Origin of the sequence: Pseudomonas sp. 15A4 (assembly GCF_016925575.1) — a bacterium.
Taxonomy (GTDB): Bacteria; Pseudomonadota; Gammaproteobacteria; order Pseudomonadales; family Pseudomonadaceae; genus Aquipseudomonas.
The window spans coordinates 2,047,310-2,065,529 of record NZ_CP068986.1 but is presented as its reverse complement, the minus strand read 5'-3'; the positions used below and the strand labels follow the sequence as shown (position 1 = coordinate 2,065,529).

At 60.3% G+C, this 18,220-nt stretch carries 14 protein-coding genes and 2 pseudogenes; 8 read left to right on the top strand and 8 right to left on the bottom strand.

The window, feature by feature from the left end; genetic code table 11:
• Positions 1-74: 74 nt before the first annotated feature.
• From JN403_RS09275 to edd, 8 genes and pseudogenes are all read right to left on the bottom strand, one after another.
• Positions 75-1,235, bottom strand: coding sequence for an ABC transporter ATP-binding protein (locus tag JN403_RS09275; protein WP_122535892.1), 1,161 nt, complete (start codon positions 1,233-1,235; stop codon positions 75-77).
• 2 nt (positions 1,236-1,237) lie between these two features.
• Positions 1,238-2,083: a carbohydrate ABC transporter permease gene (locus tag JN403_RS09270; protein ID WP_122622506.1), complete on the bottom strand. Its 846-nt coding sequence runs from the start codon at positions 2,081-2,083 to the stop codon at positions 1,238-1,240.
• On the bottom strand, positions 2,076-2,984 hold the full coding sequence (locus tag JN403_RS09265; RefSeq protein WP_037014845.1) for a sugar ABC transporter permease: 909 nt from the start codon (positions 2,982-2,984) through the stop codon (positions 2,076-2,078). Before JN403_RS09265 ends, JN403_RS09270 begins: the two co-directional genes overlap by 8 nt.
• Before the next feature lie 156 nt (positions 2,985-3,140).
• On the bottom strand, positions 3,141-4,427 hold the full coding sequence (locus JN403_RS09260) for an ABC transporter substrate-binding protein (protein ID WP_122535890.1): 1,287 nt from the start codon (positions 4,425-4,427) through the stop codon (positions 3,141-3,143).
• A 138-nt stretch (positions 4,428-4,565) separates the two neighbouring features.
• Positions 4,566-6,026: an ATP-binding protein gene (locus JN403_RS09255; protein WP_275900183.1), complete on the bottom strand. Its 1,461-nt coding sequence runs from the start codon at positions 6,024-6,026 to the stop codon at positions 4,566-4,568.
• A 6-nt stretch (positions 6,027-6,032) separates the two neighbouring features.
• On the bottom strand, positions 6,033-6,770 hold the full coding sequence (locus tag JN403_RS09250; RefSeq protein ID WP_122622508.1) for a response regulator transcription factor: 738 nt from the start codon (positions 6,768-6,770) through the stop codon (positions 6,033-6,035).
• Positions 6,771-6,882: 112 nt separating this feature from the next.
• Positions 6,883-7,856: pseudogene (locus JN403_RS09245) on the bottom strand (glucokinase).
• Complete coding sequence (edd, locus tag JN403_RS09240) at positions 7,853-9,679, bottom strand: phosphogluconate dehydratase (protein ID WP_205486805.1); 1,827 nt, start codon at positions 9,677-9,679, stop codon at positions 7,853-7,855. Before edd ends, JN403_RS09245 begins: the two are co-directional and overlap by 4 nt.
• Positions 9,680-9,913: 234 nt before the next feature.
• Between edd and gap the strand changes: the two genes are divergently transcribed.
• From gap to JN403_RS09200, 8 genes and pseudogenes are all read left to right on the top strand, one after another.
• Entirely contained in the window at positions 9,914-10,915 is a 1,002-nt protein-coding gene (gap, locus tag JN403_RS09235) for a type I glyceraldehyde-3-phosphate dehydrogenase (protein WP_205486804.1), read from the top strand.
• Positions 10,916-11,140: 225 nt separating this feature from the next.
• Positions 11,141-11,656: a sigma-70 family RNA polymerase sigma factor gene (locus tag JN403_RS09230; protein WP_205486803.1), complete on the top strand. Its 516-nt coding sequence runs from the start codon at positions 11,141-11,143 to the stop codon at positions 11,654-11,656.
• Between the two features lie 140 nt (positions 11,657-11,796).
• On the top strand, positions 11,797-12,036 hold the full coding sequence (locus tag JN403_RS09225; protein ID WP_205486802.1) for a FecR/PupR family sigma factor regulator: 240 nt from the start codon (positions 11,797-11,799) through the stop codon (positions 12,034-12,036).
• A gap of 264 nt (positions 12,037-12,300) precedes the next feature.
• Positions 12,301-14,502: pseudogene (locus tag JN403_RS09220) on the top strand (TonB-dependent hemoglobin/transferrin/lactoferrin family receptor); the annotation flags it as partial.
• A gap of 88 nt (positions 14,503-14,590) precedes the next feature.
• Positions 14,591-15,190, top strand: a complete 600-nt coding sequence (locus JN403_RS09215) for a biliverdin-producing heme oxygenase (protein WP_205486800.1) — start codon at positions 14,591-14,593, stop codon at positions 15,188-15,190.
• 93 nt (positions 15,191-15,283) lie between these two features.
• On the top strand, positions 15,284-15,697 hold the full coding sequence (locus JN403_RS09210) for a YbaN family protein (protein WP_205486799.1): 414 nt from the start codon (positions 15,284-15,286) through the stop codon (positions 15,695-15,697).
• A 177-nt stretch (positions 15,698-15,874) separates the two neighbouring features.
• The gene (locus tag JN403_RS09205) at positions 15,875-16,225 is read left to right on the top strand and encodes a DUF5064 family protein (protein ID WP_205486798.1); all 351 of its coding nucleotides are present in this window, start codon (positions 15,875-15,877) and stop codon (positions 16,223-16,225) included.
• Between the two features lie 84 nt (positions 16,226-16,309).
• Complete coding sequence (locus JN403_RS09200) at positions 16,310-17,818, top strand: sigma-54-dependent transcriptional regulator (protein WP_205486797.1); 1,509 nt, start codon at positions 16,310-16,312, stop codon at positions 17,816-17,818.
• Positions 17,819-18,220: the final 402 nt, after the last annotated feature.

The window sequence follows — 18,220 nt, the reverse complement described above, 5'->3', positions numbered from 1 at the left end:
GCATGACGGGTTTTGTACGGCAGACATCCACCCGCCACAGGTGCTCGTTTGTGCAGTGCTCCTGCACGTCGGGATCAGTTGCGGTTGAGCCGCGTGACATTCCCCATATTCTCCACCGACTGACTCGGTGCCAACACGCCAAGGCGCTCGCCGGTTTTGGCGTCGAACAGCAGAACCTTCGCCGGATCGAACTGCAGCGTCAAGGTCTCGCCCACAGCAGGTGCAATATCCGGAGCCAGACGGCAGCAGACCTTGCTCTCGTTGAGGGTAACGAATACCAGCGTATCCGGGCCAGTCGGCTCCGTCACCTGGACTTCGGCGCGAATGGTCGGCAGACCTGCAGCATCACCGGACGCTAGCACAATCTGCTCGGGACGCAGGCCCAGAATCACCTCACGGTCTTCAAGGCCGGCGTCGTTCATGCTCATCGGCAGTTCGCAACGGGCCTGACCGCTGTCGAGCAGTGCGACGAGGCGACCGTCCTTGCGTTGCAGACGCAGCGGGATGAAATTCATGGGCGGCGAGCCGATGAAGCTCGCCACGAACAGGTTGGCCGGGTCGTTGTAGATCTGCTTGGGCGTACCGAACTGCTGAATGATGCCGTCCTTCATGACCGCCACCTTGTCGCCCAGGGTCATCGCTTCGATCTGGTCGTGGGTCACGTAGACCGTGGTGGTCTTCAAGCGCTGGTGCATCAGTTTCATTTCGGTCCGCATCTCGACGCGCAGTTTGGCGTCGAGGTTGGAAAGCGGCTCGTCGAACAGGTAGATCTTCGGACGACGGGCCAGTGCCCGGCCCATGGCCACGCGCTGTTGCTGACCACCGGACAATTGCCCCGGCTTGCGGTTGAGCAGGTGCTCGATCTGCAGCAGCTTGGCGACCCGCGCCACTTCGGCGTCGATATCAGCCTGATTCATCTTGCGAATCTTCAGCCCGAACTCGATGTTCTCGCGCACGCTCATGGTCGGATACAGCGCGTAGGACTGGAACACCATTGCGATGTCACGATCCTTCGGGCTCATGCCGCTGACGTCCTGATCACCAATCATGATCGCGCCGCCGGTAATGTTTTCCAGGCCAGCGATGCAGTTCATCAGGGTCGACTTACCGCAGCCCGAAGGGCCGACCAGAATCAGGAACTCGCCTTCTTTGATGGAGAGTTCGATGTTCTTCAGGGTGTCCGGCAGACCGGCCCCATAAGTCTTGTTTACATTGCGAAGCTCAAGCGTTGCCATGATTACCCCTTGACTGCGCCGGCCGTCAGCCCGCGCACGAAATACTTGCCTGCGACCACGTAGACCAGCAGGGTCGGCAGCCCGGCGATCATCGCCGCCGCCATATCAACGTTGTATTCCTTGACGCCGGTGCTGGTGTTGACCAGGTTGTTCAGCGCCACCGTGATCGGCTGCGAGTCACCACTGGAGAACACCACGCCGAACAGGAAGTCGTTCCAGATCTGGGTGAACTGCCAGATCAAGCAGACCATGATGATCGGCGTCGACATCGGCAGAATGATCCGACGGAAGATGGTGAAGAAACCTGCACCGTCCAGCCGCGCCGCTTTCACCAGTGCATCCGGAATACTGACGTAGTAGTTGCGGAAGAACAGCGTGGTGAACGCCAGACCGTAAACGACGTGGACAAACACGAGACCCGTTGTGGTGCTGGCCAGGCCCATTTTGCCGAGGGTGAAAGACGCCGGCAGCAGGACGGTCTGGAACGGCAGGAAGCAACCGAACAGCAGCAGACCAAAGAACAACTGCGAACCGCGGAAGCGCCACATCGACAGTACGTAGCCGTTCAGCGCACCAATGGTGGTAGAGATCAGCACCGCGGGAACGGTGATCAGGAACGAGTTCCAGAAGTAGCCCTTCACCGTCGCCCAGGCTTTGATCCAGCCGATGGCGGTCACTTCGGTCGGCCAGCTGAGCAGGTTGCCGCTGCCGATGTCTTCCGGCGACTTGAAGCTGGTCAGCAACATGACCACCAACGGCACCAGATAAATGAACACCGCAACGATCAGCACCGCATAGATGGCGACGCGGCTCAGGCTGAGAGCAGGCTTGTTGACGAGACTAGTCATTACGCTTGGCCCTCAGCTCGGAATACAGATAAGGCACAAGGATGGCGAGAATTGCGCCGAGCATCAGAATCGCACTGGCGGAACCCATGCCCATCTGGCCACGGCTGAAGGTGAACGAGTACATGAACATTGCGGGCAAGTCCGACGAATAGCCCGGGCCACCGGCCGTCATGGCTGCTACCAGGTCGAAGCTCTTGATGGCGATGTGCGCCAGGATCATGACCGCACTGAAGAACACCGGACGCAGGCTTGGCAGCACGACCTTCCAGTAGATTTTCGGCATGCTCGCGCCGTCGATCTGCGCAGCACGGATGATCGACTGATCAACGCCGCGAAGGCCCGCCAGGAACATCGCCATGATGAAGCCCGATGCCTGCCATACCGCCGCGATCACCAGGCAATAGACAACGCGGTCCGGATCGATCAGCCAGTCCAGGCGAAAGCCTTCCCAGCCCCAGTCACGCAGCAGTTTGTCCAGGCCCATGCCTGGGTTGAGCAGCCACTTCCAGGCCGTACCGGTGACGATCATCGAGAGCGCCATCGGGTACAGGTAGATGGTGCGGATAAAGCCTTCGCGGCGGATACGCTGATCCAGAAAGACCGCCAGCAGCACGCCAACCACCATGCTGATGCCGATGAACATGCCACCGAACACCGCGAGGTTTTTACTGGCTACCCACCAGCGGTCGTTGTCGAACAACCGCGCGTATTGCGCCAGACCCACGAATTTGTAGGTCGGCAGGAAAGTCGAGTTGGTGAACGACAGAACGAACGTCCACAGGATATAGCCGTAGAAGCCCACCAATACGATGAACATGCTGGGCGCCAGCACCAGTTTGGGTAGCCAGCGCTGCAGTGCATCGAACGGCGAGGCTTTGCTGAACACAGCAACAGAACTCATGGTGAAATCCAGTACAGAAGAATGAAGAGTGCAAACACGCCGCCTTCTGCAGGAGTGAGCTTGATCGCGATGCGGCGTGTCAGTGCCGTCTGTATTGGCTGACATGACGCCATCGCGAGCAAGCTCACTCCTACATGGAGCAAGCGGTGTTACGGCTTACTTGGCAGACTTGATCGCAGCGCCCAGCTTCTTCGCCGCGTCGGCCGGATCGGCTTTCGGGTCGTTGATGAAGTTGGTCACGACGTCAAAGAAAGCGCCCTGCACGGCCAGTGTGGTAGCCATGTTGTGCGCCATGCTTGGTTGCAGGCCGCCGGTTTTGGCGTCAGCCAGGAAATCCTTGGCAGCGGTCTGGGCGCACGAGTCGAAACCGTACTTGCCCATGTCAGCCAGCATGTCGTTGCGAACCGGGATCGAGCCTTTGTTGATGCTGAAGACTTTCTGGAAGTTTTCACCCAACACGACCTTGGCGATGTCCTGCTGACCTGCAGCAGTACCCGCATCCTTCTGCTTGAAAACAGCCAGGGAGTCGATGTTGTAGGTGAAGGCCTTGTCGGTGCCCGGGAACGCTACGCACTCGTAGTCCTTGCCGGCGACTTTCTTGGCGGCGGTCCATTCGCTCTTGGCCCAGTCACCCATGATCTGCATGCCAGCCTTGCCGTTGATGACTTTGGCCGCTTCCAGGTTCCAGTCCTGGCCTTTGCCGTCGGCATCCATGTAGGTGGCGACTTTCTTCAGCTCGGTCAGCGACTTGACCATTTCAGGGCCGGTCAGCGCAGCGTTGTCGAGGTCGACCAGTGCCTTCTTGTAACCGTCAGCGCCCATGACAGAGAGAACGACGGCTTCAAAAACGGTGCTGTCTTGCCAAGGTTGGCCACCGTGGGCCAGAGGGATGAAGCCTGCCGCTTTGAGCTTGTCGCCCGCTGCGTAGAATTCTTCGAGGGTGGTAGGGGCTTTTTCGATACCGGCTTTCTTGAAGACTTCCGGGTTGATCCACAGCCAGTTGACGCGGTGGATGTTCACCGGCACGGCCACGTAATCACCGTCGTACTTCACGGTATCGGAGACTTTCTTGTCCAGCAGGCTGTCCCACTTCTCCTCTTTGGAGACGTTTTTCAGCACGTCGGTATCAAGCAGGCCGGTGGAAGCCCATTCCTGAATGTCCGGGCCTTTGATCTGCGCAACGCCAGGCGGGTTGCCAGCAACGGCGCGGCTCTTGAGCACGGTCATTGCGGTTGCACCGCCGCCGCCTGCGACAGCGCCGTCTTTCCAGGTGAAACCGTCTTTTTCAACTTGCGCGCGGAGCACATCGACAGCGGCCTTTTCGCCACCGGACGTCCACCAGTGCACAACTTCGACGGTGCCTTTGGCATCAGCCGCCATGGCGCTCAGAGGGAACAACGAGGCGAGGGAAATAAGTGCAGCGAGACGGGAAATCGAATTCATATCTGACCTTTCTTGTTGTTATGCATGAGCAAGTCGTGGCGCTTGCGCTGCGTGGATTCTAACCAAGGGGTTAGAGCGGACGGTAACGAAGGGATGCGCAAATGTCACAGAGCTGTGACATTCAGAAAAGAGGCCGGATTACTCCACGCCGCGCGGCAGATACAGCGTGACCCGTAACCCGCCTTCGCGCATGTTCTGCAACGTCACTTCGCCGCCATGGCTATGGGCAATGTTGCGCGCAATTCCGAGCCCTAGTCCGTAGCCCTGCTGGTGTTTGCCGGCCAGCCGGAAGTGCGGCTCGAAGACCTGCTCCAGCCGCTGTTCCGGCACGCCCGGGCCTTCGTCTTCGACGTGCAGAATGAACGCATCGGCGTCGTCTTCGACGAACAGGTGCGCACGGTCGCCGTACTTGATCGCGTTATCGATCAGGTTGCCCATGCAGCGACGCAGCGCCAGAGGCTTGCCGTAGTACATCGACATCGCCTTGCCCTGCAACGTGACACGGCCCGCGCCATCGGGGGCGAGATAGGGTTCGATCAGGCAATCCAGCGCGTGATTGAGGTCAACCGGCTCGATATTCTCGTGAATATCGGTGTCCTTCACGCACTGCAACGCGCCTTTTACCAGCAGCTCCAGCTCATCCAGATCTCGGGTGAATTTGGCCTGCATCTGTTCGTCTTCGAGCAGTTCAACGCGTAGCCGCAAGCGAGTGATCGGCGTGCGCAAGTCGTGGGAAATCGCGCTGAACAGCTGGCCGCGCTCGGTCAGGTAACGGCTGATGCGATCGCGCATGGTGTTGAACGCCCGGGTCACTTCCACCACTTCACTGCCGCCGCCCTCCACCACCGGCTCGACGTCGGCACCCAGCGACAGATCCCGCGCAGCATGAGCCAGACGCTTGAGCGGGCCGCTCTGCCAGTGCACCAGCAGGCCGATGAACACCAGCAGAAAGAGACTGGTCAGCGCAATGAACCAGACCTGCTGAGAAGGCAGACCTTCGGCTTCGAGCATGGTGTAGGGCTCGGGCAGCAGCGAGGCGATGTACAGCCATTCGCCAGGCGACAGCTCGATCTGCGTCACCAGCACGGGCGGATTCACCGGTTCGAGGGTCAGCGCGTAATGAGCCCACGAGCGTGGCAGCTCATCGAGCCTGAGGCCGCTGTTGAAAATGCGCAGGTCTTCGGGACGCACGAAGCGCACGAGGATATCCGGGTCGGCGCCAAGGTTCTGCCGCAACACCTGACCGACCACATCGATGACCGCCGTCTTGCGCACGGTGGGCTCAAGCACCTGCATTTCCAGCGGGCGGTCATTAAGTGAAACGAAGAAACGCGTGCCGCCCATGCTGCGCAGTTGATCGAGTACCAGCGGCCGAAACGCGACAGGCAGCGAGCGGAAGTAACTCACGCTTGCCGCCATGGAAAAACCCAGGCTGCGGGCACTAGTGACCAGGCCTTCCATTTGCGTCGCGCGCAATTGCGAGAGCCAGATCAGGCTGGACAGGGTTTGCGCCAGCAGCACGGCGAGCAAGGTCAGCAGCAACATGCGCCCGAGCAGCGAGCGAGGCACCGGCAAGCGACGTTTCCTGTCGACCACCATCAAGGGCTAGTAGCCGTTGCCGGCTTGCGGCAGCACATTGGCTGCCAGCAGATAACCGCTGCCTCGCACGGTGCGGATCAATCGCGGCGCCTTGCCGGTGTCACGCAAACGCTGACGCAGGCGGCTCACCGCCATGTCGACGATGCGCTCCAGCGGCATCAGCTCACGGCCACGGGTGGCGTTGCCGATGGTGTCGCGATCGAGGATCTGTTGGGGGTTGTCGAGGAACAGCTTGAGCAGCGCGAAATCGGCGCCGGACAAAATCACCTCCTCGCCGTCGTTGTGAAACAGCCGATGACTGACCATGTCCAGCCGCCATTCATCGAACACCAGCACTTCACCGCCGCTGCGTTCCTGACCGAACTGGGCACGGCGCAACAGGGCCTTGATCCGGGCCTGAAGCTCGCGGGGGCTGAAGGGTTTGGCCATGTAGTCATCGGCGCCGAGCTCCAGACCAATGACGCGATCGGCCTCGTCGGAGCTGGCGGTAAGCATGATGATGGGAATATGCGGCTGACGCGGATGCTGCCTGACCCAGCGACACAGGCTGAAGCCGTCTTCATCGGGGAGCATGACGTCGAGAATCAGCAGGTCGCTGGCCTCTTCGTTGAACGCCTGACGAAACTCCGCCCCATCGCCGACCGTGCGCACCTGAAAACCGGATCGGCTCAGGTAGGCTTGCAGCAACTCGCAAATCTCCTCGTCATCGTCGACCACCAGAATCGATTTACTGACAGCGTTCACATGGTCGTCCTTGTGAGCAATGGTGGGTAAGGCAGCTTCAAGCTCAAAGCTCAAAGCGGCCAGCGAGACGTACGCGGTCTTTGCTTGCAGCTTGCAGCTTGCAGCTTGCAGCTTATAGCTTGCCGCTAGCGCTCGTCGCATATTGATCCAGCGCCACGCCAGCGCCCATCAGGCCAGGGTACTCGGCAGTGACCAGCCAGACCGGCACGTCATTGAAGTAATCCTTCATCAGTCCCTTCTCGGCGAACGCCTTGTTGAAGCCGCTCTGCATGAAGAAATCAACGAACCGCGGGATCACGCCACCGGCAATATACACGCCGCCGCGTCCGCCGACAGTCAGTACGTTATTGCCCGCCACCCGGCCGAGGAATACACAGAACTGCTCGAGCACCGCGCTGGCGACCGGATCGCCCTTGAGCGCCGCCGAGGTAATGGCCGCCGGGGATTTGAGTTCAGGCTCGATCTCGTCCAGCCCGCAGCTGACTTGATACAGCAGCAACAGCCCGGCGCCACTCAGAATCGTCTCGGCGCTGACATGCTCGTGGGTCGCCATCAACCGCATCCACAGCAGGGCTTCGCGAGGCGTGCCGATCGGCAAATCAACGTGACCGCCCTCCCCGGCACCGCAGTCCATCGCGCTTCGCCGCTGCGGATCAACGTGCCGACGCCAAGGCCGGTGCCTGGCCCGATCACCACCCGCGCACCACGAGGATCGCCCTTGCCATGACGCACGGTCAGGTACTCGTCGTCCTTCAGGCGGGTCATGCCCAGGGCCATGGCGGTGAAGTCGTTGACCAGGATCAGGTGGTCGATCTTAAGCTCGGCGCAGAATGCCTGCCTATTGATCTTCCAGTGGCTGTTGGTGAAGTGAAAATCATCGCCGGTCACCGGCCCGGCCACGGCCAAGCAGATGGAGGTGACATCACCGCGCTGCAATTCCAGGTCCTGCAAATAGACCGTCAGGGCCTTTTCAGGACTGGCGTAATCGACCGTCGCGAACACGCGGATCGAATGCAACTGCTCGTCTTCCCAAATGGCAAACCGCGCATTTGTGCCGCCGATATCACCCACCATCGCCAATGTCACTTGAGCGTCTCCAGATTCGAAGTAAAGGCGCTGGCGCCCTTCTCTGCCGAGCTGAAGGCCATGCGCATGAAGCCGAACAGTTCGCGGCCGCTGCCCACGTTATGGGACAAGCGACCGATCGCCGGCTCTCTGGCGGCCAATTCTGCCGGTTCGACCAGAACTTGCAACGTTCCTTTCACGCCATCGACACGAATGAGATCCCCATCACGCAGCAGCGCCAGCGGTCCGCCGTCGGAGGCTTCCGGGCAAACGTGAATAGCCGCCGGGATTTTCCCGGAGGCGCCGGACATGCGTCCGTCTGTAATGAGCGCTACTTTGAAGCCACGGTCCTGCAGCACGCCCAGAAACGGCGTCATCTTGTGCAGCTCCGGCATGCCGTTGGAGCGCGGCCCCTGGAAGCGCATGACCGCCACAAAATCGCATTCCAGCTCACCGGCCTTGAAGGCGTCGGCAAGGTCCTGCTGGTCTTCGAACACTTTGGCGGGGGCTTCGACGATCTGATGCTCCAGCGCAACGGCAGAGACTTTCATCACGCCACGGCCCAGGTTGCCTTCCATCACCCGCAGGCCGCCTTCGGCCGAAAACGGACGCGCGATGGGGCGCAGGACGTTTTCGTCGAGGCTTTCGATTGGGCCATCGCGCCACACCAGTGTGCCTTCTTCCAGGAACGGCTCCTGGGTGTAGCGACGCAGACCACGGCCCATGACCGTGTTGACGTCTTCGTGCATCAGGCCCGCGTCGAGCAGCTCGCGGATCAGGAAGGACATGCCGCCGGCGGCCTGGAAATGGTTGATGTCGGCTTTACCGTTCGGGTAGACGTGGGACAGGGTCGGCACGACTTCCGACAGGTCGGCCATGTCCTGCCAGGTCAGCTGAATGCCCGCGCACTGGGCAATCGCCGGCATGTGCAGCGTGTGGTTGGTGGAACCGCCCGTCGCGTGCAGGGCAACAATCGAGTTGACCAGCGAACGTTCGTCCACAATCTCTCCGAGAGGGATGAAGTCGCCGCTTTGTTTAGTCAGACGCGTGACCTGGAACGCCGCCTCGCGTGTCAGGGCATCGCGTAGCGGTGTGTAGGGATTGACGAAAGAGGCACCCGGAAGATGCAGACCCATGACTTCCATGAGCAACTGGTTGGTGTTCGCCGTGCCGTAGAACGTGCAGGTGCCCGGGCCGTGGTAGGACTTCATTTCCGAGTCCAGCAGCTCTTCACGGGTCGCCTTGCCTTCGGCGTAGCGCTGACGCACGTCGGCTTTCTCCTTGTTGGAGATGCCCGAGACCATCGGCCCGCCCGGCACAAAAATCGTCGGCAAATGACCGAAGCGCAGCGAGCCCATCAGCAGACCCGGAACGATCTTGTCGCAGATGCCCAACATCAGCGCGCCGTCGAACATGTTGTGGGACAACGCCACCGCTGTTGCCATCGCAATGACTTCTCGGCTGGCGATACTCAGCTCCATGCCCGGCTCACCCTGGGTGACGCCGTCGCACATGGCCGGAACGCCACCGGCAAACTGCCCCACCGAGCCGATTTCGCGCAGCGCTTTTTTGATCTGTTCGGGGAAGTGTTCGTACGGCTGGTGGGCCGAGAGCATGTCGTTGTAGGAAGAGACGATGGCGATGTTGGCCGCATTCATCATGCGCAGGCTGTTCTTGTCTTCGGGACCACATGCCGCGACGCCGTGGGCGAAGTTGGCACATTGCAGCTTGCCGCGCATCGGCCCGTCGCTCGCCGCACCCCGGATCAATTGCAGGTAGCGTTGACGGGTTTCACGGCTGCGAGCAATCAGCCGTTCGGTTACCTCAAGGACGCGGGGATGCATGTCATGGACTCCAGGCTAGCGATGTGGTCACTCGTTCAGGCGCTTTCACCAGGCTGCGATCAAATCCGGGGCTCAGACGAGAGCGGCGGCAAGCACTTGATTTTCAGCCAGTTGTGACGGCCAGACGGGTTTCTATTTGTAGATAAAACAAAATACTGCCACTAAAAGGGGTTGTTTTCTATTTTTATGAGAATAATCTTGTAATTCCAACAACAAATTCCTGAGGACGGGTGTATGACTCTCCGCATCGCAATCAATGGCTTTGGCCGAATCGGCCGCAACGTCCTACGCGCACTTTATACCCAAGGCTACCGTCAGGACCTGCAAGTCGTCGCCATCAATGACTTGGGCGACAGCGAGATCAACGCCCACCTGCTTAAATTCGACACCGTCCACGGGCCATTCGACGGCACCGTCGAGCACGATCAGGAAAGTCTGACCGTCAATGGTGACCGAATTTCGGTCAGCGCCATTCGCAACCCGGCCGAGCTGCCGTGGAAATCTCTGAACATCGACGTGGTGTTTGAATGCACCGGTCTGTTCACCGACCGCACCAAGGCTGCTGCTCACATCACTGCCGGCGCCAAAAAAGTGATTATCTCGGCTCCGGCCAAAGGCGCCGATGCGACGATCGTCTACGGCGTCAACCATGACGTGCTGCGCCAGTCCCATCAGGTCATTTCCAACGCCTCCTGCACCACCAACTGCCTGGCGCCGGTTGCCCAGGTGTTGAACCGTGAACTGGGCATCGAGAGCGGTCTGATGACCACCATCCACGCCTACACCAACGACCAGAACCTGATCGACGTCTACCACACTGACCCGTACCGCGCGCGTTCGGCTACCCAGTCGATGATTCCGAGCAAGACGGGCGCTGCTGAAGCGGTCGGCCTGGTGCTGCCGGAGCTGGCGGGCAAGCTGACCGGCATGGCCGTGCGTGTGCCGGTGATCAACGTTTCGCTGGTGGACCTGACCATTCAGCTCAAGCGCAATGCGACGGCCGAAGAGGTCAACGCGATCATGAAGGAAGCGGCGCAGCATTCGAAAATCCTCGGCTACAACACCCTGCCGCTGGTTTCCCACGACTTCAATCACAACCCGCTGTCGTCCATCTTCGACGCGAACCACACCAAAGTCAGCGGTCGCCTGCTGAAGGTGCTGGCGTGGTACGACAACGAATGGGGCTTCTCCAACCGCATGCTGGATAACTGCCTGGCGTTGATGAACGCCGAGTAAGTAAGTAACGGGATCATCCTGTGTAGGAGCGAGCTTGCTCGCGAAGAAGGAATGCACGCCGCTGAAGAGTCAGCGGACTTTCCAAGCTCTTCGCGATCAAACTCCCTCCTTCAGTAATGGCTACCGTCCCCGGACAACGCCTTTACAATCTGTGCAAATCCCTGCCTTGACCTGACCTCTAGATGATAAGCATTATCATCTGCTGAATTCTGGTCGGGTGTCCCCGTGACTCAGTCGCACTTCAATGCTGTCTTTCTCGCCCGGCGAACCATGCTGTTGCGCACGCTTCAGCGCATGGTCCGCAGCCACACCACCGCCGAAGACCTGCTCCAGGAAACCTACCTGCGGGTCACCCGTGCGCTCGCCGAGCGGGCCATCGAACACCTCGAACCCTTCGTCTTCCAGACCGCGCGCAATCTGGCCCTGGATCATCTGCGCGCACGGCGCGTTCACGCGCGCACCATCATTGACGATGCGCCCCTCAGCGATATCCATAATGTCGTCGGCCCCGACACCTCACTGGAGGATGCCGCCCACGCCAACCGTCTGCTGGAGAGTCTTAGCGCGAGCCTGGAAACCCTGTCGCCGCGACAGCAGAAAATCTTTAACCTCAGTCGACTTCACGGCGCGAGTTATCTGGAAATCGCCGAGCAACTGGGCGTGTCCACCAGCACCGTGCAAAAAGAATTGAAGCTGATCATGATGGTTTGCCTGAGTGTGGCCGCGCGTCTGGATCACTGAGCTTCGCCGGCAAGAATCGTCAGCTGGTGCTACAGAGTGACGCTACACTGCCGGCCAAACCGTGGACCCGAGGACGCTCCTTGACGGACGCTCAATCACCCCGCCGCGCTAAAGCCAATGCAGCGCGCGCTGCCGAGACGATGGACCAGGCCCTGACCTGGCTGATCGAGCTGGAAATCGCCGATATTGCAACACACGCGCGCTTTCTGGAATGGCTCGACGCCGATCCCGCCCACCGCGAAGCGTTTGCCAGCGCCGAGGCCGTGTGGCACTCGCAACCGCTATTCGATGCGGCAGAGGTGCTGGCTGTGCGGAAAAAACCTGACGCCGGACTGCGCTCGCCAACCTGCGGCGCCATTGCTTCGAACCTGATGATCTGACACTCACCGAAATTATTTTTACGCGATAGCCGCGACCCGTACGTCTAGTCATAGCCAATGCAATTGATTCCTATTTGAATCATCTCGCAACAACTATGACGACCCGCACGACAGGGAGCGCTATCCATGCTGTCCAGCTTCAACCCCGCCTCACCCGCCTCGCCAAACGCCACTCACCACCTCGGGCTTTCCCTGCTGACCATCGCCGTTTTAGCGGCTGCGGTGCACAGCCCCGCCGTCGCTGCCGCCGAGCAAGCCAGCGCGCTGGAACTGGAGCAGATCACAGTCAGCGCCACGCGTCAGGCGCAGTCGGTGGATTCGGTACCCGGCACGGTGACAGTGCAGGACAGAGCGTCGCTGGACCGCCGCAACGTCAACAGCATCCGCGACCTGGTACGCGACGAGCCGGGGGTCTCCGTGGGCGGGGCCGGCCAGCGTGCGGGCACCAGCGGCTACAACATTCGCGGCATCGACGGCGATCGGATCCTGACGCAGGTAGATGGCGTCGAAGTGCCGGACAACTTCTTCCAGGGTCCTTTCGCCAACACCCATCGCAATTACGTTGATCCGGAGATCATCAAGCGTGTCGAGATCCTGCGCGGGCCTGCGTCGGCGCTGTATGGGAGCAGCGCCATCGGCGGTGCCGTGAGCTATTACACCCTCGACCCCGAGGACATCATCAAGCCGGGCAAGGACGTCGGTGCCCGCCTGAAAACCGGCTACAGCTCGGCGGACAACAGCTGGCTGAATTCATCCACGGTTGCCGGACGCGTGGGGGATGTCGACGGTTTGCTGCACGTCAGTCAACGCAACGGCCACGAGACCGAGTCCTACGGTGAGCATGGCGGCACAGGGCTGTCCCGGACGGCGGCCAACCCGGAAGACGCACGTGCAACGAATGTGCTCGCCAAGCTGGGTTGGAACTACGGCGACAATGATCGTCTGGCGTTCACGTACGAGAAGTACAAGGACGACACGCATACGAATCAGAAGAGTGTGGTGGGAGGGCCTTTCATACCTGGCAGAGGTGCGTCAGGGATGTACCGAAACCGCGAGGGCAACGATGTCATCACCCGCGAACGGTTTGGCCTGGAAAACAGTTTCGCGCTGGACAGCGTGCTGGCCGACAACGCCAAGTGGAGCTTGAACTACCAACTTGCCAAGACCGATCAAAACACCCTCGAGCGCTATGTGCCCGGCAGTCGTGACGTCTGGCGCACCCGCGACACCCACTACAAGGAACGCCAGTGGATCCTCGACGCACAGCTGGATAAAGCGTTCGACCTTGGCGACACCCAGCACTTGCTGACGTACGGCACGACCCTCAAGCAACAGAAGGTGACAGGGCTTCGGACAGGATCAGCCACCTGTGCGTCGGTCGTCGGAACCTGCCGCACCCTCGGCGCAGTCAGTGCCAGCGCGAACGACATCGTGGCACCCACCAATGACTTCCCGAACCCGACGATCACCACCTACGCGCTGTTCGCTCAGGATCAGATCAAGTGGGGCGACTGGACCTTCATGCCCGGCGCCCGCTACGACTACACCACGCTCGAACCAGACGCCACAGATTCATTCCTCAAAAGCGTCAACCTGAAAAGCAAGAGCGAGTTCGACGACAGCACGAAAAAATGGCATCGCCTGTTACCCAAGCTGGGGCTGACCTATGCGTTCAACGACGCCTACACCTGGTACGGCCAATACGCCGAGGGTTTCCGCACGCCGAGCGCCAAAGCCTTGTATGGCCGCTTCGAAAACACCCGGGGCAATTACGTCGTGGAGCCCAATCCCGACCTGAAGCCGGAGACCAGCAAGAGCTACGAAACCGGGCTGCGCGGTCACTTCGACGAGGGCACGTTTGATCTGGCGGTGTTCTACAACACGTATCGCGACTTCATTAATGAGGACGCAGTGATTCCAGCCAACGCCACCACCACGACCTTCCAGTCCAACAACATCAAGCACGCCACGATCAAGGGCGTTGAGCTCAAGGGCCGGCTGAACCTGGCCAGCTTCGGCGCACCCGAAGGCCTCTACACCCGAGGCTCACTGGCCTATCTGTACGGCCGCAACAACGACACCGGCCAGCCCCTCAATAGCATCAATCCGCTCACCGGCGTAGTCGGGCTGGGTTATGACCAGAACAACTACGGCGGTTTGCTGAACTGGACCCTGGTCAAGCGCAAGACCCGGGTCGACACCAGCAACTACTACGCCCCCGACGGTGCCACCCGGTTCAAGACGCCGGGCTCTGGCCTCGTCGATCTGACGGGCTATTACAAAGTCACCAACGACGTCACGGTCAGCGGTGGCCTGTACAACCTCGCGGACAAAAAATACTGGCTGTGGGACGACGTGCGCGGCTACGACAACGTCGGCGAAGCAGGCGCCACTGCTCCCGCCAACCTCGACCGTCTGACCCAGCCCGGCCGCAATTTCGCCGTGAACGTGGTGTGGGATATCTGACCGATCCCCGTTGCAGGTGCGTGATTCTTTACGCGCCTGCAACGCTCGTTCGTCTTGTTAACAAGCGCCTCATTTCCAAGGAAGACCCATGACCGACAACTCGATTCGTCGTTCGCAACGCCTGAACCAGATCACCCACGCCCCCCATGTACAACTGGACAAGGCAGTGAAGGCCAAGGCGCCGTTCGAAACACTGGCCAGCTACAGCCGATTCCTCAGCGCCCAATACCTGTTTCAGGAAGAGCTGAAAACGCTGTACACGCACCCGCAGTTGATCGAGCTGATTGCCGACCTGCCGGATCGATGCCGCGCCGAACAGGCCAAAGCCGATCTGATTGATCTTCAGGCTGCCATCCCTGCTCCGGTCGCCGGCGCCGTCAATGGGCCCAGCCTTGCCGAGGCGCTGGGCTGGCTGTTCGTGTCGGAAGGCTCGAAGCTGGGCGCAGCGTTTTTGATCAAGCGCGCCGTGGCCTTGAACCTCAGCGACACCTTCGGCGCCCGCCATCTGGGCGAACCGGCGGGCGGTCGCGCCGAAGGCTGGAAACGCTTTATCCGGATCATTGACGATCTGCCATTCAACGCCGAACAGGAGCGTGAGATAGACCGTGGCGCAGTGGCGGCCTTCGAACGCTTCAACGTGCTGCTGCAACACGCCTATGCAACAGCGTCTGAAGCCGAACCCGCCTGACGCCGGGCCTTTTGCGCCCGGCACTGATAAGCTGAGCGCCTTTGCGGGACGTGAAAATCCCGCAGCACCTGCTCACTCTGCATTACCGAGACCATGACCCGTACTCCACCCGGCAGCAAACTGTCCCGCATCCTGTTTGGCATTCTCGCCTACGTGAGCCTGACCATCGGCATCATCGCGATTTTCATTCCTGGCCTGCCCACTACTGAATTCATTCTGCTGGCGGCTTGGGCGGCCACTCGTAGCTCGCCGCGTTTAAGCGCCTGGCTGGAAAACCACCGGCTGTTCGGACCGATGTTGAGCAACTGGCGAAACGGCAAGAGGATTGCGCGAAGGGCCAAAATCAGCGCCACGGTCACCATGCTGATCTGCGCGGTCATGATGCTGGTGTTGCTGAAACACAATTGGTGGATCTATTTCGCGGTGGCCGGCATGGTGCTGGTCAATCTGTGGATCTGGTCACGGCCCGAGCCTTCGCGCCTTCAACCGGAAAAAAGCGAGGTGTAGGACCAGCTTTATCCGGGAAGAGGCCGGCTTGAACACCCTCTATTCTGAGGTGTGACGGCTGACGCTTTCCCGGCTGAAGCCGGTTCGACCGATAGCACTCGGCATATGAACCTGAACCCGAGGCGGTCCTATGGGTCTGTCCCTTTAGGTCCATTCACCTTCCCAGGAGCCACCGCCATGTTCGAGCCAGGCCATCTGCACATCGTCCACCCCGCAGTGCAACCCCACGACGTCGGCTACGACCTTCACATCCGCTACGAAGTCACCCAGACCGACTCGGGGCGGGGCATGCAGTTCACCCTGGAAGGCGACGTCAGTGGCCAGCCGGTCAATGAAACGTTCGAACTGCCCAAGGACAAGGCCTACAACTTCGCCAGCGAAGCGTCCCGCAGACTCGAGAAGCATGGCCTGCCAAAGATCACTGACCTGCACGCGATGCACGGTGAATACGACCAGATGTTCGAAGACATCCGTCACACGCTCGACATGAAATCCGGTGACCCGGTAAAGCCGGAGCATCTGGAGTAGCCAGCGCGCTTTCAGGGTCTCGGGATGGCTAATGAGATTACTGGCATAATCGCCCCCTCACTCCCGCGAACCCTTTCCTTCCCCATGCGCATTCACGTCACGTTCATTGATCGCGTCGGCATCACCCAGGAAGTGCTGGCCATCCTCGGCGCGCGCAACCTGAACCTCGATGCCGTGGAAATGGTGCCGCCCAACGTCTATATCGACGCGCCTACGCTGAGCCATGACGTGCTTGAAGAACTCAAGGACCGGCTGTTTCGCGTGCGCGGCGTGGAAGCGATCACGGTGGTCGACATTCTTCCCGGTCAGCGCCGTCACCTGCAGCTTGACGCCTTGCTGGCAGCGATGACCGACCCGGTGCTAGCCCTCGACAGCGCCGGCCATGTGTTGCTGGCAAACCCGGCGCTGGTTGCGCTGTACGGCCGGGAACCGGCGGGCGAGTCGATTGGCGAGCTGTTTTCCGATGCGGGCCTGCAATCGGCGCTGCTGGAAAACGGCTTTCGCCTACCACTGCGGGAAGTCACGCTGAACGGAGAGGCCTTGCTGCTCGACGCGACGCCGATCACCGACGCGGGCGCATTGCTGACCCTTTATCAACCAAGCCGAATCGGTGAGCGCCTGTCAGCACTGCACCACGATCACGCTGAAGGCTTCGACGCGTTGCTGGGCGATTCTGCGCCTATACGCACCCTCAAGGCGCGGGCGCAAAGGGTCGCGGCACTGGATGCGCCGCTGCTGATTCAGGGCGAAACCGGTACGGGCAAGGAACTGGTGGCGCGGGCGTGTCATGCCGTGAGCGCGCGCAACGGAGCGCCTTTTCTCGCGCTGAACTGCGCGGCACTGCCGGAAAACCTCGCCGAGAGCGAGCTGTTCGGCTACGCCCCCGGCGCTTTTACCGGTGCGCAACGGGGCGGCAAACCCGGGCTGATGGAACTCGCCAACAAAGGCACCGTGTTTCTCGACGAGATCGGCGAGATGTCGCCTTATTTACAAGCCAAACTGCTGCGCTTCCTGAATGACGGCAGCTTTCGGCGGGTTGGCGGTGACAAGGAAGTGAAGGTCAACGTGCGCATCTTGAGCGCTACCCACCGCGACCTGGAAAAAATGGTCGCCGAAGGCACCTTTCGCGAAGACCTATTTTATCGCCTGAACGTGCTCAATCTGGACGTGCCACCGCTCCGTGAACGGGGTCAGGACATCCTGATGCTTGCGCGCTATTTCATGGAGCAGGCCTGCACGCAGATTCAGCGACCGGTCTGCCGCCTTGCGCCGACCACTTACCCTGCCCTCCTTGGCAATCGCTGGCCGGGCAACGTCCGCCAGTTGCAGAACGTGATCTTCCGCGCGGCGGCCATCTGCGACAGCTCGCTGGTCGACATCGGCGATCTCGACATTGCCGGCACGTCGGTAGCGAGGGGCAGTGATGGCGAAGTAGAAAGCCTGGAAGCGGCGGTTGAGGATTTTGAAAGGTCCTTGCTGGAGAAGCTCTACAGCCAATACCCATCGACCCGGCAACTGGCCGCGCGGCTACAGACATCCCACACAGCGATCGCCCATCGGTTGCGCAAGTACGGGATTCCGGGGAAAGGCTAAAGAGCCCAAAGAAGATGGGAGGGAGCTTGCTCGCGAAGACAGTGTCCCGCTTAAAACTCAGCGAATGTAACTGCCTCTTCGCGAGCAAGCTCGCTCCCACAGGATGGGGTTCGGCTTGGAATCTCAGCCGTTCCGCGAAACGTGTGGGAGTGAGCTTGCTCACGAAGGCAATATTCCAGCCGCTGGAGATCTAGCGCGTGAACTGGCCTCTTCGCGAGCATGCTCGCTTCCACCAATCCGTGTGCCTCCATGAAATCCAGCGCTTTACTGCCGTAACGATACCGCAACACTGTATTGAAAGCATTCCAGAGCGCACACTCAGCGGCTTATAACGCTGCTGTGGCGAAATCCTGCTCAAGCCTCAAAGCTCCGTATCGATTTCGTTCCAGCAAGTGTCGAACT

Bases quoted from the DNA above. Each gene is read 5' to 3' on its own strand.
- JN403_RS09275 (WP_122535892.1), bottom strand. From the start codon at position 1,235: ATGGCAACGCTTGAGCTTCGCAATGTAAACAAGACTTATGGGGCCGGT.
- JN403_RS09270 (WP_122622506.1), bottom strand. From the start codon at position 2,083: ATGACTAGTCTCGTCAACAAGCCTGCTCTCAGCCTGAGCCGCGTCGCC.
- JN403_RS09265 (WP_037014845.1), bottom strand. From the start codon at position 2,984: ATGAGTTCTGTTGCTGTGTTCAGCAAAGCCTCGCCGTTCGATGCACTG.
- JN403_RS09260 (WP_122535890.1), bottom strand. From the start codon at position 4,427: ATGAATTCGATTTCCCGTCTCGCTGCACTTATTTCCCTCGCCTCGTTG.
- JN403_RS09255 (WP_275900183.1), bottom strand. From the start codon at position 6,026: ATGGTGGTCGACAGGAAACGTCGCTTGCCGGTGCCTCGCTCGCTGCTC.
- edd (WP_205486805.1), bottom strand. From the start codon at position 9,679: ATGCATCCCCGCGTCCTTGAGGTAACCGAACGGCTGATTGCTCGCAGC.
- gap (WP_205486804.1), top strand. From the start codon at position 9,914: ATGACTCTCCGCATCGCAATCAATGGCTTTGGCCGAATCGGCCGCAAC.
- JN403_RS09225 (WP_205486802.1), top strand. From the start codon at position 11,797: ATGGACCAGGCCCTGACCTGGCTGATCGAGCTGGAAATCGCCGATATT.
- JN403_RS09215 (WP_205486800.1), top strand. From the start codon at position 14,591: ATGACCGACAACTCGATTCGTCGTTCGCAACGCCTGAACCAGATCACC.
- JN403_RS09210 (WP_205486799.1), top strand. From the start codon at position 15,284: ATGACCCGTACTCCACCCGGCAGCAAACTGTCCCGCATCCTGTTTGGC.
- JN403_RS09205 (WP_205486798.1), top strand. From the start codon at position 15,875: ATGTTCGAGCCAGGCCATCTGCACATCGTCCACCCCGCAGTGCAACCC.
- JN403_RS09200 (WP_205486797.1), top strand. From the start codon at position 16,310: ATGCGCATTCACGTCACGTTCATTGATCGCGTCGGCATCACCCAGGAA.